The sequence below is a fragment of the Streptomyces millisiae genome (assembly GCF_031845425.1).
Taxonomy (GTDB): domain Bacteria; phylum Actinomycetota; class Actinomycetes; order Streptomycetales; family Streptomycetaceae; genus Streptomyces; species Streptomyces millisiae.
On record NZ_JAVREM010000104.1, the window covers coordinates 1 to 13,304 of the forward strand.

14 protein-coding genes are annotated in these 13,304 nt (G+C 73.5%); 4 read left to right on the plus strand and 10 right to left on the minus strand.

The genetic code is table 11. The annotated features are described in order from the left end of the window. Positions 1–139: 139 nt before the first annotated feature. A complete protein-coding gene (locus RNC47_RS34225) occupies positions 140–2,101 on the minus strand; it encodes an AMP-dependent synthetase/ligase (protein WP_311604553.1) in 1,962 nt (653 codons plus the stop codon). A 218-nt stretch (positions 2,102–2,319) separates the two neighbouring features. Here RNC47_RS34225 and dacB point away from each other — a divergent pair, with 218 nt between their 5' ends. Together dacB and RNC47_RS37785 are read left to right on the plus strand one after the other, a co-directional pair. After that, a complete protein-coding gene (gene dacB, locus RNC47_RS34230; protein ID WP_449657362.1) occupies positions 2,320–3,702 on the plus strand; it encodes a D-alanyl-D-alanine carboxypeptidase/D-alanyl-D-alanine endopeptidase in 1,383 nt (460 codons plus the stop codon). Then, positions 3,651–3,923 (plus strand): D-alanyl-D-alanine carboxypeptidase, encoded by a 273-nt coding sequence (locus RNC47_RS37785; RefSeq protein ID WP_449657363.1) that lies wholly within the window; start codon positions 3,651–3,653, stop codon positions 3,921–3,923. Before dacB ends, RNC47_RS37785 begins: the two co-directional genes overlap by 52 nt. Here the strand turns inward: RNC47_RS37785 and RNC47_RS34235 are convergent. The 9 genes from RNC47_RS34235 to RNC47_RS34275 form a co-directional block, all read right to left on the minus strand. Continuing rightward, a complete protein-coding gene (locus RNC47_RS34235; protein ID WP_311604554.1) occupies positions 3,904–4,140 on the minus strand; it encodes a DUF7848 domain-containing protein in 237 nt (78 codons plus the stop codon). The genes RNC47_RS37785 and RNC47_RS34235 overlap by 20 nt on opposite strands. Beyond that, entirely contained in the window at positions 4,140–4,607 is a 468-nt protein-coding gene (locus RNC47_RS34240) for an ATP-binding protein (RefSeq protein WP_311604555.1), read from the minus strand. The genes RNC47_RS34235 and RNC47_RS34240 overlap by 1 nt, the downstream gene beginning before the upstream one ends. 240 nt (positions 4,608–4,847) lie before the next feature. Then, a complete protein-coding gene (locus RNC47_RS34245; RefSeq protein ID WP_311604557.1) occupies positions 4,848–5,591 on the minus strand; it encodes a class I SAM-dependent methyltransferase in 744 nt (247 codons plus the stop codon). Positions 5,592–5,714: 123 nt separating this feature from the next. Continuing rightward, positions 5,715–7,043, minus strand: a complete 1,329-nt coding sequence (locus RNC47_RS34250; RefSeq protein ID WP_394814946.1) for a dicarboxylate/amino acid:cation symporter — start codon at positions 7,041–7,043, stop codon at positions 5,715–5,717. A 299-nt stretch (positions 7,044–7,342) separates the two neighbouring features. After that, positions 7,343–7,798, minus strand: a complete 456-nt coding sequence (locus RNC47_RS34255) for a DUF4229 domain-containing protein (protein ID WP_311604559.1) — start codon at positions 7,796–7,798, stop codon at positions 7,343–7,345. A 77-nt stretch (positions 7,799–7,875) separates the two neighbouring features. Further along, positions 7,876–8,481 carry a GNAT family N-acetyltransferase gene (locus tag RNC47_RS34260; protein WP_311604565.1) on the minus strand — a complete coding sequence of 202 codons (606 nt, stop codon included), beginning with the start codon at positions 8,479–8,481 and terminating at the stop codon, positions 7,876–7,878. Between the two features lie 11 nt (positions 8,482–8,492). Continuing rightward, complete coding sequence (mqnE, locus tag RNC47_RS34265; protein WP_311604560.1) at positions 8,493–9,659, minus strand: aminofutalosine synthase MqnE; 1,167 nt, start codon at positions 9,657–9,659, stop codon at positions 8,493–8,495. 64 nt (positions 9,660–9,723) lie between these two features. Then, positions 9,724–10,185, minus strand: a complete 462-nt coding sequence (locus tag RNC47_RS34270) for an Lrp/AsnC family transcriptional regulator (RefSeq protein WP_311604566.1) — start codon at positions 10,183–10,185, stop codon at positions 9,724–9,726. Positions 10,186–10,253: 68 nt separating this feature from the next. Further along, positions 10,254–10,949, minus strand: a complete 696-nt coding sequence (locus RNC47_RS34275) for a UbiX family flavin prenyltransferase (RefSeq protein ID WP_311604561.1) — start codon at positions 10,947–10,949, stop codon at positions 10,254–10,256. Between the two features lie 297 nt (positions 10,950–11,246). Here RNC47_RS34275 and RNC47_RS34280 point away from each other — a divergent pair, with 297 nt between their 5' ends. Further along, the gene (locus RNC47_RS34280) at positions 11,247–12,371 is read left to right on the plus strand and encodes a hypothetical protein (RefSeq protein ID WP_311604563.1); all 1,125 of its coding nucleotides are present in this window, start codon (positions 11,247–11,249) and stop codon (positions 12,369–12,371) included. Positions 12,372–12,411: 40 nt separating this feature from the next. Beyond that, the gene (locus RNC47_RS34285; protein WP_311604564.1) at positions 12,412–13,278 is read left to right on the plus strand and encodes an Fpg/Nei family DNA glycosylase; all 867 of its coding nucleotides are present in this window, start codon (positions 12,412–12,414) and stop codon (positions 13,276–13,278) included. The last annotated feature ends 26 nt before the right edge of the window (positions 13,279–13,304 follow it).

The following is a 13,304-nucleotide window of genomic DNA, read 5'->3' on the forward strand; positions in this document are numbered from 1 at the left end:
CTTCCTGACCGGCATCATCCCGACCGACGTCATCACGCCGTTCACCGAGCTGAACGTGCTGCAGATCGTGTTCCTCGCCGCGGCGACCGGCACCGGCCGCGCCGCAGGCGCGACGCAGGCGTCAGGAAAAGAGCGGCGGCTACGCCGGTTGGCTCGGCCCAGCGGCAGCGTCCCCGTAGAGCCGCTCGATCGCGCCAGCGAAATCCCGCAGGATCGCCTCCCGCCGGATCTTCAGCGAAGGCGTCACGTGGCCGGACGCGATCGTGAAGTCGCGTGGCAGCACCAGGAAGTCACGGATCGGCACCCCGCCCGGGGATTCCGCGTTGGCGTCGTCGACCGCCCGCCGCAGGTGGCGGCGGAGTTCCGGGTCGGAGACCAGCTCGGCCGCCGTGAGCTGTCGGCGTTCCATCACCTGCTGCCAGTGCGCGAGGCCGTCCTGGTCCAGGGTGATCAGCGCGACCAGGTGGGGGCGGTCGTCGCCGACCACCACGCACTGGCTGACCAGCGGGTGGGCCCGCAGCGCGTCCTCCAGCGGCGCCGGCGCCACCGTCTCGCCGGTGGCCGTGATGATGAGGTCCTTCTTCCGGCCGGTGATGGTCAGGTAGCCCTCGTCGTCGAACGAGCCCAGGTCGCCGGTGGCCAGCCAGCCCTCGCTGTCGGTGGCCGGCACCACCTCGCGCCGCTCCGCGTCCCAGTAGCCGCTGAACACCTGCCCGCCCCGCACCAGCACCTCGCCGTCCCGCGCGACGCGGACCTCCGTGCCCGGCACCGGCCAGCCGACCGTGCCGAGCCGCTGCGCGTTCGGCGGGGTGACGGTGGCGGCGGCCGTGGTCTCGGTGAGGCCCCAGCCCTCGTAGATCGAGATGCCGGCGCCCTCGAAGAACGCGCCGAGCCGGCGCCCGAGCGGCGAGCCGCCGCACACCACGTGCCGCACGTGTCCGCCGAGCGCGGCCCTGATGCGCCGGTAGACCAGCGGGTCGTACAGCGAACGGGCCGCCCGCAGCCCCATCCCCGGGCCCTGCGCCATGCCGTGCTGCTGCGCCTCGGCGGCCGCGCCGTAGCGGCGGGCGATGCGGGCCGCCCGGTCGAAGGCCGCGCCGCGGCCCAGCTTCTCCGCGCGGGCGCGGCCGCTGTTGAAGATCTTCTCCAGCAGGTGGGGGATGGCGAAGAGGAACGTCGGCCGGAAGCCGGCGAGGTCGGCGAGCAGGTCGTCGGTGTTGGTGCTCGGCGCGTGCCCGAGCCGCACCCGGGCGCGCACGCAGCCGATCGCGGCCAGCCGGCCGAGCACGTGGGCGAGCGGCAGGAACAGCAGCGTGGCGGGCGGCTCGTCCGTCAGCCGCCGGAAGATCGGGTAGAGCAGCGCGATGGCGTTGTCGACCTCGGCGAAGAGGTTGCCGTGGGTGAGGACGCAGCCCCTGGGCTGTCCCGTGGTGCCCGAGGTGTAGACGATGGTGGCCGCGAGCCAGGGCGCGAGCAGCGCGCGCCGCTCGGCGACGACCGCCTCCGGCAGGCTGCGTCCCGGGGCCGAGATGGGGCCGAGGACGCCGCCCTCGCGGACCGAGATGGCGGTCAGCTGCCACAGGTGGTCGAGCGTCGGCAGTTCGTGCCGGACCGCGGTGACGGTCCGCGCCTCCTCGCCGCCCTCGACGGCGCACGCCCGCACCCCCGCGTCCCGCAGGATCCACCGCACCTGCTGCGGCGAACTGCCGGGGTAGATCGGCACGGTGATGAGTCCCGCGGCCCAGGCGGCGAAGTCGAGCAGCGTCCACTCGTAGCGCGGCCGGGACATGATGGCGAGCCGGTCGCCGGGCCGCAGCCCGTGCGCGATCAGGCCCTTGGCGACGGCCGTGACCTCGGTCGCGAACTGGGCGCAGGTGACGTCGTACCAGCTGCCGTCGCCGTGCCGGCGGCTGAACGCGATGTCGTCGGGCGCCTCGTAGGCGTTGACGTAGGGCACGTCGGCGAAGCTGCCCTGTTCGACCGGCGGCACCAGCGGCGGCACCGACGCCCGCACCACCCGCCCGTGCTCGACGCGCAGCCGCGGCGGGACGACGGCCTGTCCCGGGGGCGCGGTCGCGGTCGGCGTGTTCGGTTGTGGCATCTGGTCCTCCCGGTGCGGCCCCGGTCCGGGGCATGCCCCGGATTCTGCCGCGCCAAAAGCCCGTTGACCGGCTCCTTCACCGGATTCCCCGCGCACGGACGGGCAACGCGTGGCGGTTACACGAATCGAACACACCCCACCCCGCGCGCACGTTTCCGGAATGTGACTTTCCGCCAACGCGCCTTACGGGGAAGGAATCTTCCGTCATCCTCGGCGCCATGACGCGACCAACCCCCTCGCTCAGACGGCTTGGTGCCCTCGGCGCCGGCCTGCTGCTGGCCGCCACCACCCTGGCCTGGTCCTCTCCCGCCGGCGCCGAACAGGCCGCCGCCACCCCCGACTTCGCCGAGGCGCTGGACCGCGCCCTGGCCGATCCCCGGCTCGACGGCGCCCGCGCCTCCGTCGTCGTCCGGGACGCGGCCACCGGCGACACGCTCTACGAGCGCGGCGGCGACGACCGGTTGATGCCGGCGTCCAACACCAAGCTGCTCACCTCGGCCGCCGCCATGGAGATCCTCGGCCCCGACTTCCGCTACCGCACGGAGGCCGTCGGCGCCGGCCGGGTCCACGGCGACGAGCTGCGCGGCGACCTGTATCTGCGCGGCTCGGGCGACCCCACGATGCTCGCCGAGGACTACGACGCCCTCGCCGCCGGGATCGCGGCCCGCGGCATCACCAGGATCCGCGGCGACCTGGTCGCCGACGACACCCGCTTCGACTCCGTCCGGCTCGGCCGCGCCTGGTCCTGGGACGGCGAGGGCGACTACTACTCGGCCGGCGTCTCGGCGCTGACCGTCGCCCCCGACACCGACTACGACGCCGGAACCGTATACGTCTCGGCCGCCCCCGGCGCCGCCGTCGGCGACCCGCCGCGCGTCACTCTCACCCCGGCCGGCGACCACGTGCCGGTGGACAACCGCGCCATCACGGTGGCCGCCGGCGAGCCCGACACCCTGTCCGTCGGCCGGCCGCACGGCTCGGACGCGGTGGTCGTCAGCGGCCGGATCCCGCTCGGCGCCCAGCCCACCACCGCCTGGGTCGCCGTCGCCGACCCCACCGCGCACGCCGCCGCCGTCTTCGCCGACGCGCTCGCGGCACACGGCGTCCGCGTCACCGGCGACACGGTCCTCGGCCGGACGACCCCGGGGGACGCCGCGCCGCTCGCCGCCCACGAGTCCATGCCGCTGTCGGAACTCCTCGTGCCCTTCCTGAAGTTGTCCAACAACATGCACGCCGAGGTGCTGGTGAAGACCATCGGCGTGGCGACGGCGGGCCGCGGCACCTGGTCGGCCGGCCTGGCGGCGGTCCAGCGGTACGCGGCCGAACTCGGCCTGGACACCGGCGACTACCGGCAGGTGGACGGTTCCGGGCTGTCGCGGATGAACGTGATCCCGGCCGCCGAACTCGCCACCCTGCTCACCGAGGTGCGCGCCGAGCCCTGGTTCGGGCCGTGGTACGAGGCGCTGCCGGTGGCTCCCCCAGGCCTGGCGGCCTGGGGGTACCCCCAGACGCGGCGGACCGGATGGTCGGCGGCACGCTGCGCTCCCGGATGTGCGGCACGGCGGCGGCCGGCAACGTACGTGCCAAGACCGGCTCGTTGACCGGCGCGACCGGCCTCTCGGGCTATGTGACGACGGCGGACGGCCGGGAGCTGGTGTTCAGCATCCTGCTCAACGGGTATCTGAGCGCGTCCCCCAAGGACATCGAGGACACCGTCGTCACGGCACTGGCCACCTCGGGCGGCCCGGCGGCCACGACGACGGCTCCCGTCGCCGAAGGAGCGGACCTGGAGTGCTCCTGGCTCAAGCCGGCCCGCTGCTGAGGCCGCTGCGCGGCGTGGCCCGCAGGAACGTCGTGACGGTCGAGCGGAACCCCGTGTGGCCGGTGCGGGCCGCGTGGCGCAGGCACCACACCTCCGGGTCCTCCCGGGACTCGGCGCCCGAGGACGCCTCGTCACAGGTGGTGCACTCCGTCGCGTAGATCGGCGGGCCCCCGTACGGGTCGGGCGACAGCAGCCAGTCCGCGAACCGCGACACCATCACGCCGCACCGTGCCCCGCGCTGGTGTCGAACCGGCAGAACACGCTCTTCCCCCCGGCGTCACGCGGCGCCCACCACGTCGCGTCCGCCAGGCTCTGCACGATGAACAGGCCCCGCCCGTGCTCGGGTAACAGGTCGAGCCCGCTGGGGTCGCCCGACGGTAGCCGCGGCGGCGCCGGGTCCTCGTCGGTGACCTCCACGAACAGCCAGCGCGGCCAGTGCCGCAGCGTCAGCCCGATGCGGCGGCGACCGGTGACGTGCCGCACGGCGTTCCCCACCAACTCCGAGACGCACAGCACCACGTCGTCGACCAGCCAGGGCAACTCCCAGTCGTCCAGGGTCTCCCGCGCCATGCGGCGGGCGACCGGCGGCGTGTCCTGGGCGTCGGCGAGCAGCGCGACGGACCGGAACCGGTAGGCGGTGGAGAACGCGGCGGGTTCCAGCGGCACCGGTCGCGCGGTCGGCATGGGCAGCTCTCTCGCGTCCGGTGACGGCGCCGTCATCGTGAACCCCCTCCATGAGCCAAGCGAAGCCCTCATATGCTCAGTGGAGCGGGTAAGTGGTCCAATTCGGAACGTTCACAAGGGGGGTCACAAACACACCGAGGGGGTTCACGTGGTGCGCGGGCAGCGCGCCCCGTGAGCCCCCCGGCGCGCGGGGGGCACGGCGGGCGGGCGACGGGCACGGACCGCCCACCGTCGTCACCGCTACCCGCCGGCCGCCGACCGACGCCCGGGCGCGGCGCGGAAGAGCGCGGTCCACAGGAACGGCTCCCCGAAGCGCGGGGAGTCGGCCGGCTCGTCGCGCATCCGGCGCAGTTCGACCTCGTCGAGGTCGGCGAAGATCCGGCGCAGCGACTCGGGGGTGTACGCCAGGCCGCCCCCGAGGTCGCCGGCGCGGTAGAGGTCGGCGTCCGACAGCTCGGTCCCCGACCGCTCGGCGCCCGCCGCGAAGCAGGTGAGGGCGAGGTGGCCGCCGGGCGCCAGGGCGCGGTCGAGGAGCGCGAGGTAGCTGACGCGGCGGTGCGGCGGCAGGTGGTGGAAGCAGCCGGAGTCGTGGATCAGGTCGTAGGGGCCGGCGAGTTCGCCGTGCCCGACGAGGGCGAACGCGTCGCCGGCGCGGAACCGCACGTCCACGCCGGCCGCCGCCGCCCGCTCCGCCGCCCACGAGACGGCGGCCGGCGACAGGTCGACGGCGTCCACGGCGAAGCCGCGCCGCGCGAGGTGGATCGCGTTGCGCCCGGGGCCGCAGCCGAGGTCCAGCACCCGGCCGCCCGGCGGGACCAGGCCGCGGTCCAGGGCGGAGACCAGGTTCTCGTCCGGCTTGTCGACGAAGAACGGCACCGGCCGGTCGCGGTCGGCGTAGAAGTCCTCCCAGCGGTCGGCGGCCGGCGCGAACATCCCGTCCAGCAGCCGCAGTACGTCCTCGACCGTGCGTATGTCCCGTTCCATACCGGAATTTTAGCCGCCTGAACGGTAAAAGGCCAGGTCAGATGGGGTGCGATGCGACGCCGAGTGGCCGGCGCCCCGGGGTTCCCGGGGGGGGCCGGCCACTCGGTGGGCGGTGGCGTGCCGCTACGCGGCGGCGGCCCGCGCCGGGGTCGCGTCGACGCCGTCGATCTCGAAGCTGGTGGCGTGCTCGTAGACCTCGCGGTCCAGGATGTCCTCGCGTGCCGCCACGATCACCGGCACGGCCGCCTGGCCGGCCACGTTGGTGGCGGTGCGGACCATGTCCAGGATCGGGTCGATGGCCAGCAGCAGGCCGACGCCCTCCAGCGGGAGACCGAGGGTGGAGAGGGTCAGCGTGGTCATCACGGTGGCGCCGGTGAGGCCGGCGGTGGCGGCCGAGCCGATCACCGAGACGAACACGATCAGCACGTAGTCCTGCAGCCCCAGGCTGACGTCGAAGATCTCCGCGACGAAGATCGCCGCCAGCGCCGGGTAGATCGCGGCGCAGCCGTCCATCTTGGTCGTGGCGCCGAACGGCACGGCGAACGAGGCGTACTCGCGGGGCACGCCGAGCCGCTCGGTGACCTTCTGGGTCACGGGCAGCGTGCCGACCGAGGAGCGGGAGACGAACGCCAGCTGGATCGCGGGCCAGGCGGCGCGGAAGAAGCGCAGCGGGTCGACGCCGGCGGCGAAGCGCAGCAGCAGCGGGTAGACGCCGAACAGCACCAGCGCGCAGCCGACGTACACGTCGACGGTGAAGGTCGCGTAGTCGCCGAGCAGGTCCCAGCCGTACTCGTTGATCGAGCGGCCGATCAGGCCGACCGTGCCGATCGGGGCCAGCCGGATCACCCACCACAGCGCCTTCTGCAGCAGTTCGAGCGCCGTCTCGCCGAAGGTGATCAGCGGCGCGGCCCGGTCGCCGAGCTGGAGCGCGGCGATGCCGACGGCGGCGGCGAGGAACACGATCTGCAGCACGTTCAGCTCGGTGAACGGCGTGATGACGTCGGTCGGGATGATGCCGGTCAGGAAGTCGAGCCAGGAGCCCCTGGTCTCCGGCGCCGAGCCGTCGGCCGGGGTGAGGCCCGTGCCGTCGCCCGGGTTGGTGACCAGGCCGATGACGATGCCGATGGCGACGGCGATCAGCGAGGTGGCCAGGAACCACAGCAGCGTCCGGCCGGCCAGGCGGGCGGCGTTGGAGACGTTGCGGAGGCTGGTGATGGAGACCGCGATGGCGAAGAAGACCAGCGGCGCGACGGCGAGCCGCAGCAGCTGGACGAAGTTTCCACCGATCTCGTCGAGGGTCCGGCCGAGCCACTCGACCTCGGTGGCGCGGGCTATCCAGCCGAGCAGCACGCCGAGCACGAGGCCTATGAGGATCTGAGCCCAGAACGGGGGCAGGGATATCGAGAGCCGTCTGCCGTCGCGGGTGGGGGACGGGGTTGACACAGGGCACACTCCGGTCAGGTGTGAATGACATGCGAGCGCGGCGCGGGAACGTGGCGCGCGAGAAGGGTCGCCGTTATCGGCGTCGGGTAAACGCGGATCAGCGACAGGCCGCGGTCAGACAGCGGCAGAGATCGATGTGCAGGCGCGCCACGAGCAGAGTGCTCGGGTCAGAGAGGGGCGCGGCTGCGGTGTTCACACGCACGACGGTAGCACCAGGTTTCGGACACGTCATGGGTCCGATCACAACTACCGGTGAAGAAAGGGGAGATGACAGTGGGGCGTGAGGCGGATCACTCCGCCGGCCGGCCTCAGGCGGCGTCGTCCTCCATGGACTGGTTGGCCCGCAGCCGTCCCCTGGCCTGCTCGATCCGGGGCGCGATCTGCTGCGACATCGCGTCCCGCTGGCGCCGCAGCACGACGTAGCTGATCGGCGCGGACACGATGATCGCCAACAGCGCGATCCACAGCGGGTTCGCCGCCCCGAACGACTCCGGCAGCACCCCGACGTAGGCGAGCGCCGCGATCACGACGAACGACGCCACGAACACCCCGAACCGCGCGAGCGTGTACCGCACGGTGGCACCGGTCGCCTGACCGTCGGGCCCGGCCACGGCGTCGCCTGCGGCGGGCTCGGCTGCCGCGGCGGCGACCGCGGGCTCGCTGGCGCTCACCGCGGCGCCGTCCGGGGTGACGGCCGGCGCGGCAGCCTCGTCGGCTCCGCCGACGGTGGCCGTCCGCTCGGTCGCTTCCGTGCTGTGGCTCACGGTGCCACCTCCCGGTCCCACGCTGACTTGTCCCACTTTGGCTGCCTCCCAGTGAAACACAGGCCCCAAGCCGGCCTTCACCGGCCCCCGACGCCCGCCCCCACGGACGCCGTCGACGCCGCCCGCGCAGGGTCAGCGCCGAGCGGGAGCCACATCGTTATGTCGTCGCGGTAGTCGTCCTCGGCGACCCTGATCGCCGCCGGCAGGCGGCCCACCTCGCGGTAGCCGCAGGCCGCGTAGAAGCGTTCGAGGCCGAGGCCGCCCCGGCAGGTGAGGCGGATGCCGGTGGTGCCCGGCAGCACGCGGTGGGCCGCCGAGGCCGCCGCGGCGAGCAGCGCGCGGCCGGCGCCGGCGCCCTGGAGGTCGGGGTGGACCATGACCGTGCCCAGCCCCAGCCAGTGGCCCATCAGCGGGTGCGTGTTGAGCTTGAAGAACGCCGTGGCCACCGGCCGTCCCGCACCGTCGCCGTCGCCGCCGCCGGCCGGCAGGCCGACCAGCAGCCGGGTGGTGCCCTCGGCCATCCCCACCAGGTGCTGCCGCAGCGCCGGCGTCACGTCGGCCGTCGTCACCGGCGGCACGAAGCCGACCGCCCCGCCGGCGTTGGTGACGTCGGCCCACAGCTCCGCGAGCCCCTCCCGGAGCTCCGCCGTGACCGCCGGGTCGAGCACGAACCGCAACCGCATGGCGACGCCGCTCACACCCGCATCGGCTGGGGCGACTCACGACGGTCCGGGTCGGGACCCTCGTACTCGCGCAGCACCTCGTACCGCGTGTTGCGCTCCACCGGGCGGAAGCCGGCGTCCCTGATCAGCTCCAGCAGGTCGTCCCTGGTCAGCTTGTCGGGGGTGCCGAAGTTGTCCGCGTCGTGGGTGATCTTGTACTCGACGACCGAGCCGTCCATGTCGTCCGCGCCGTGCTGCAGCGCCAGCTGGGCGGTCTGGATCCCGTGCATCACCCAGAACACCTTGACGTGCGGCACGTTGTCGAACAGCAGCCGGGAGACCGCGAAGGTACGCAGCGCCTCCGCGCCCGTGGCCATGGTGGTCCTGGCCTGGAGCCGGTTGCGGATCTTGCCGTCCTTCATGTCGACGAAGTCGTGCTGGTAGCGGAGCGGGATGAAGACCTGGAAGCCGCCGGTCTCGTCCTGCAGTTCGCGCAGCCGCAGCACGTGGTCCACCCGGTGCCGGCGCTCCTCGATGTGGCCGTAGAGCATGGTGCAGGGCGTCTTGAGGCCCTTGGAGTGCGCCAGGCGGTGGATCCGCGACCAGTCCTCCCAGTGGGTCCTGTGGTCGACGATGTGCTGCCTGACCTCCCAGTCGAAGATCTCCGCGCCGCCGCCGGTCAGCGACTCCAGACCGGCGTCGATCAACTCATCGAGGATCTCGGACGCCGGCAGCCCCGAGATGGTCTCGAAGTGGTGGATCTCGGTCGCGGTGAACGCCTTGAGCTGCACCGACTCGGGCAGCGCCTCCTTGAGGGCGCGCAGCGAACGCGGGTAGTACCGCCAGGGCAGCGTCGGGTGCAGGCCGTTGACGATGTGCAACTCGGTGAGCTGGTCGTTCTCCATCGCCTTGGCGAGGCGCACGGCCTCCTCGATGCGCATCGTGTACGCGTCCTTCTCGCCCGGCTTGCGCTGGAACGAGCAGTAGGCGCACGAGGCCGTGCACACGTTGGTCATGTTGAGGTGGCGGTTGACGTTGAAGTAGACGACGTCGCCGTTCTTCCTGGTCCGCACCTCGTGCGCGAGGCCGCCCAGCCACGCCAGGTCGTCGGACTCGTAGAGCGCGATGCCGTCCTCCCGGGAAAGCCGCTCCCCGGAGCGCACCTTCTCCTCGAGATCCCGCTTGAGCCCCGCGTCCATGCGCCGCGCCTCCCTCTCGCCACCGTGCCGGCCGCCGGCGGGCGACCGCCGGACAACGACGAGACTACGCCCGCACCCCGTCGGGCAGGTCGCCGACCCGGTTCTCCCACTTGGTGGACAGCACGATGGTGGTCCTGGTGCGCGAGACGCCCTTGGTGGAGGAGAGCCGGCGGATGGTGCGCTCCAGACCGTCCACGTCGGTGGCGCGGACCTTCAGCATGAACGAGTCGTCCCCGGCGATGAACCAGCAGTCCTCGATCTCGGCCAACTCCCGCAGCCGGCCCGCGACCTCCTCGTGGTCCACCGAGTCCGACAGCTGGATGCCGATCAGCGCGGTGACGCCGAGCCCGAGCGAGCGGGCGTCCACCGTGGCCCGGTAGCCGGTGATGACGCCGGCCGCCTCCAGGCGGTTGATCCGGTCGGTGACGCTGGGCCCCGAGAGGCCCACCAGACGGCCGAGCTCGGCGTAGGACGCCCGGCCGTTCTCCCGAAGGGCCTGGATGAGCTGCCTGTCCACCGCGTCCATCGTCACAGAGCCTTCCTCGTCCCCTGGTCGATTGCACAGACGAATCTAAGGCATTCGCCCCTGGCCACCTACGAGTGGTGGGCCGAACGAGCGGCGCCACCCCCCAGCTCCCCACGCCACCGCCGGTACAGGTCGTGCGCCACCCCCGCCGCGTCCAGCGCCCGGCCGGCCACGAAGTCCACCACGTCCTGGATGTGGCTCGCCCCGGCGTAGAACGCGGGTGACGCCGGCAGCACCACCGCTCCCGCCTCGTCCAGGGCCACCAGCTGCCGCAGCGTCTGCCCGGCGAGCGGCGTCTCCCGCACCACCACCACCAGCGGCCGCCGCTCCTTGAGCGTGACCGAGGCGGCCCGCTGCAACAGGTCCTTCGACAGGCCGAGCGCCACCCCGGCCACCGCCGCCGTCGAGGCCGGCACGACCAGCATCCCCCGCGCCCGGTACGAGCCGGACGAGGGACCCGCCGCCAGGTCCCCGGGACGCCAGCACCGCACCACGTCCCCCGACAGGTCGGGCAACGCGGCCAGATACGTGTCCGGCTTGCCGTCCGCCCCGCGCGCCAGCCAGCTCCGCAGGTCGTCCCGCCAGTGCCCGTCCCGGAACGACACGCCCGTCTCGTCGAGCAGCGTCAGCCGCGCCGCCCGGCTGACCACCAGGTCCACCGACTCGCCGGCCGCCAGCAGCGCCCGCAGCACCGCGGCCGCGTAGGGCGTTCCCGAGGCGCCCGAGACACCGACGATCCACGGCTCGCGCTGGGGTTCCTCCATACCGAAAGGCTAGACGCCGCCACTGACGGACGCGGCGGCGACCGTTAGCTAACAAGCGGCTTACCGGACGGTGACGCCTCGGCCACAGGGGGCACTCCGACGTGGGGCTCGATCGTTGCCCGTGGAGACTGGTGCCGCGTCCCCGTGACGCGGGACGAGCCGCCGGGTGTCCTCGACACCGCCCCCACCGACCAGGAGTGAGCCATCAGTACCCGCCCGAGCAACCGACCGCTCCTCACGCGGCTCGCCGCCCTCGGCGGCGCCGCGCTGCTCACCGCCACCACCGGCGCCTGCCAGGTGATACAGCAGGCGCGCGCCGGTCTCGAGGTCTCGGACGCCGCCGACGAGCTGCTCTCCTGGGAGGCGCTGACGGTCGGCGCCACCCTGGAGGCGACCCCGGAGGAGGTCTACGCCTACCTGCAGCGCGCGGCCGCGCGGGACGGCGGCCACCGCCAACCGTCCGCCGACCAGGCGAGGCTGCTGGCCGACCTGGAGCTCACCGTCGCGGTCGGCGACCCGGAGCGCGAGACCCAGATGCGGGACCTCGACCCCGACGACCCGTTGGACGGCGCCATGACCGTCAACTTCGGCGGCCGGGACGTGGCGGGCGTGAAGAACATAGGGGATCACACCTACGTGCGGCTCGGCGCCCAGGCCGTCGTGGACGACGTCTACGACGCCGGCGAGGCGGCCGTCGCCCGCGCCCAGCGCCTGGAGGAGGACGCCGCCCAGCTCCCCGACTCGCTCACCGCCGCCCGCAACGCGCTGGCCGGCAACTGGGTCGAGATCGACCCCGACCGCTACCCCGACTACGCGGCCGCGCTCAGCGAGGGCGGCGCCGACGGCATCAGCGCCGACGCCTCCGAGCGGATGGCCGGCGCCCTCGTCGACGGCGGCGAGCTGCTGACGCCCGAGGCCCAGTGGGGGTTCGTCGAGGCCCTGGAGACCACGCTGCGCTCCGACGCCACGCTCAGCTCCTCGGGCGAGGCGCGCGGCGCCGAGCTCGTCACCGTCACCATGGCCGCCGACGACGCGCGCCGCGCCCTGGCCCCGCTGCTCGCGCTGCTCACCGCCCAGACCGAGCGGTTCGGCCTCCCGCCGCTGGTCGACCCGGCCCCCTCCGACGCCTCCGACGCCTCCGACGCCACCGGGCCCGTCGAGACCCGCCTGGAGATCCGCAACGGCGTGCTCACCGCCGCCACCTTCGACCTCGGCCAGCTCGCCGGCCCCGACGCCGGCTCCCTCCCGCTGCGCCTGGCCCTCACCGGTGGCTCCGCACTCTCCCTCAACCCGCCCGACCCGGCCGACGGCCAGCTCACCCCGGAGGACCTGACGGTCGCCCTGCTCTACCTGGACACCCTGGAGGAGCAGCGCGACGCCGACGACGACCGCGCCGACGTCCCGGGCCCCATGCAGCCGTAGGCCCGTTCGGTTTGTCCCACGCTGGCCTACGCTGGGAGGCATGCCCGAACTCCCCGAGGTCGAGGCACTGCGCGACTTCCTGACCGGCTCAGCCGTGGGCCACCGGGTCCGCCGCGCGATGCCGGTCGCCTTCCACGTCCTGAAGACCTACGACCCGCCGCTCACCGCCGTCGAGGGCCAACCGGTGACGGCGGTGTCCAGGCATGGCAAGTTCCTCGACCTCACGGTCGGCGAGCTGCACCTCGTCATCCACCTCGCACGCGCCGGCTGGCTGCGCTGGCAGGACCACCTCCCGGCCACCCCGCCGCGCCCCGGCAAGGGTCCGCTCGCCCTCCGCGTCGCGCTCGACACCCCCGAGGGCGCCGGCTTCGACCTCACGGAGGCCGGCACCCAGAAGCGGCTCGCCGTCTACTGCGTCCGCGACCCGGCCGAGGTCCCCGGCGTCGCCCGCCTCGGCCCCGACCCGCTCGCCCCCGACTTCACGCCCGCCGCGCTCGCCGCCCTGCTCCGCGACGAGAACCGCCGGCTCAAGGGCGTCCTGCGCGACCAGTCCGTGCTGGCCGGCATCGGCAACGCGTACTCGGACGAGATCCTGCACGCCGCCCGCATGTCCCCCTACCGGCTGGCCGCCCGCCTCGACGAGACGGAGGTCGCCGCCCTGCACGCGGCCCTCACCGACACGCTGCGCGCGGCCGTCGACCGCGCGTCAGGACTGGCGGCCGGCCGCCTCAAGGCCGAGAAGAAGAGCGGCCTACGGGTCCACGGCCGCACCGGCGAGCCGTGCCCGGTGTGCGGGGACACCATCCGCGAGGTGTCCTTCAGCGACTCGTCGCTCCAGTACTGCGCCACATGCCAGACCGACGGCAAACCCCTCGCCGACCGCCGCCTCTCCCGCCTCCTGAAGTAGACCGGGGCCTGTTTCCCCCACCCACC

Excerpts from the sequence above, each read along its gene's own strand:
- RNC47_RS34225 (WP_311604553.1), bottom strand. The coding sequence starts at position 2,101 with ATGCCACAACCGAACACGCCGACCGCGACCGCGCCCCCGGGACAGGCC.
- RNC47_RS34270 (WP_311604566.1), bottom strand. The coding sequence starts at position 10,185 with ATGGACGCGGTGGACAGGCAGCTCATCCAGGCCCTTCGGGAGAACGGC.
- mqnE (WP_311604560.1), bottom strand. The coding sequence starts at position 9,659 with ATGGACGCGGGGCTCAAGCGGGATCTCGAGGAGAAGGTGCGCTCCGGG.
- RNC47_RS34285 (WP_311604564.1), top strand. The coding sequence starts at position 12,412 with ATGCCCGAACTCCCCGAGGTCGAGGCACTGCGCGACTTCCTGACCGGC.
- RNC47_RS34240 (WP_311604555.1), bottom strand. The coding sequence starts at position 4,607 with ATGCCGACCGCGCGACCGGTGCCGCTGGAACCCGCCGCGTTCTCCACC.
- RNC47_RS34245 (WP_311604557.1), bottom strand. The coding sequence starts at position 5,591 with ATGGAACGGGACATACGCACGGTCGAGGACGTACTGCGGCTGCTGGAC.
- RNC47_RS37785 (WP_449657363.1), top strand. The coding sequence starts at position 3,651 with ATGTGCGGCACGGCGGCGGCCGGCAACGTACGTGCCAAGACCGGCTCG.
- RNC47_RS34235 (WP_311604554.1), bottom strand. The coding sequence starts at position 4,140 with ATGGTGTCGCGGTTCGCGGACTGGCTGCTGTCGCCCGACCCGTACGGG.
- dacB (WP_449657362.1), top strand. The coding sequence starts at position 2,320 with ATGACGCGACCAACCCCCTCGCTCAGACGGCTTGGTGCCCTCGGCGCC.
- RNC47_RS34260 (WP_311604565.1), bottom strand. The coding sequence starts at position 8,481 with ATGCGGTTGCGGTTCGTGCTCGACCCGGCGGTCACGGCGGAGCTCCGG.
- RNC47_RS34275 (WP_311604561.1), bottom strand. The coding sequence starts at position 10,949 with ATGGAGGAACCCCAGCGCGAGCCGTGGATCGTCGGTGTCTCGGGCGCC.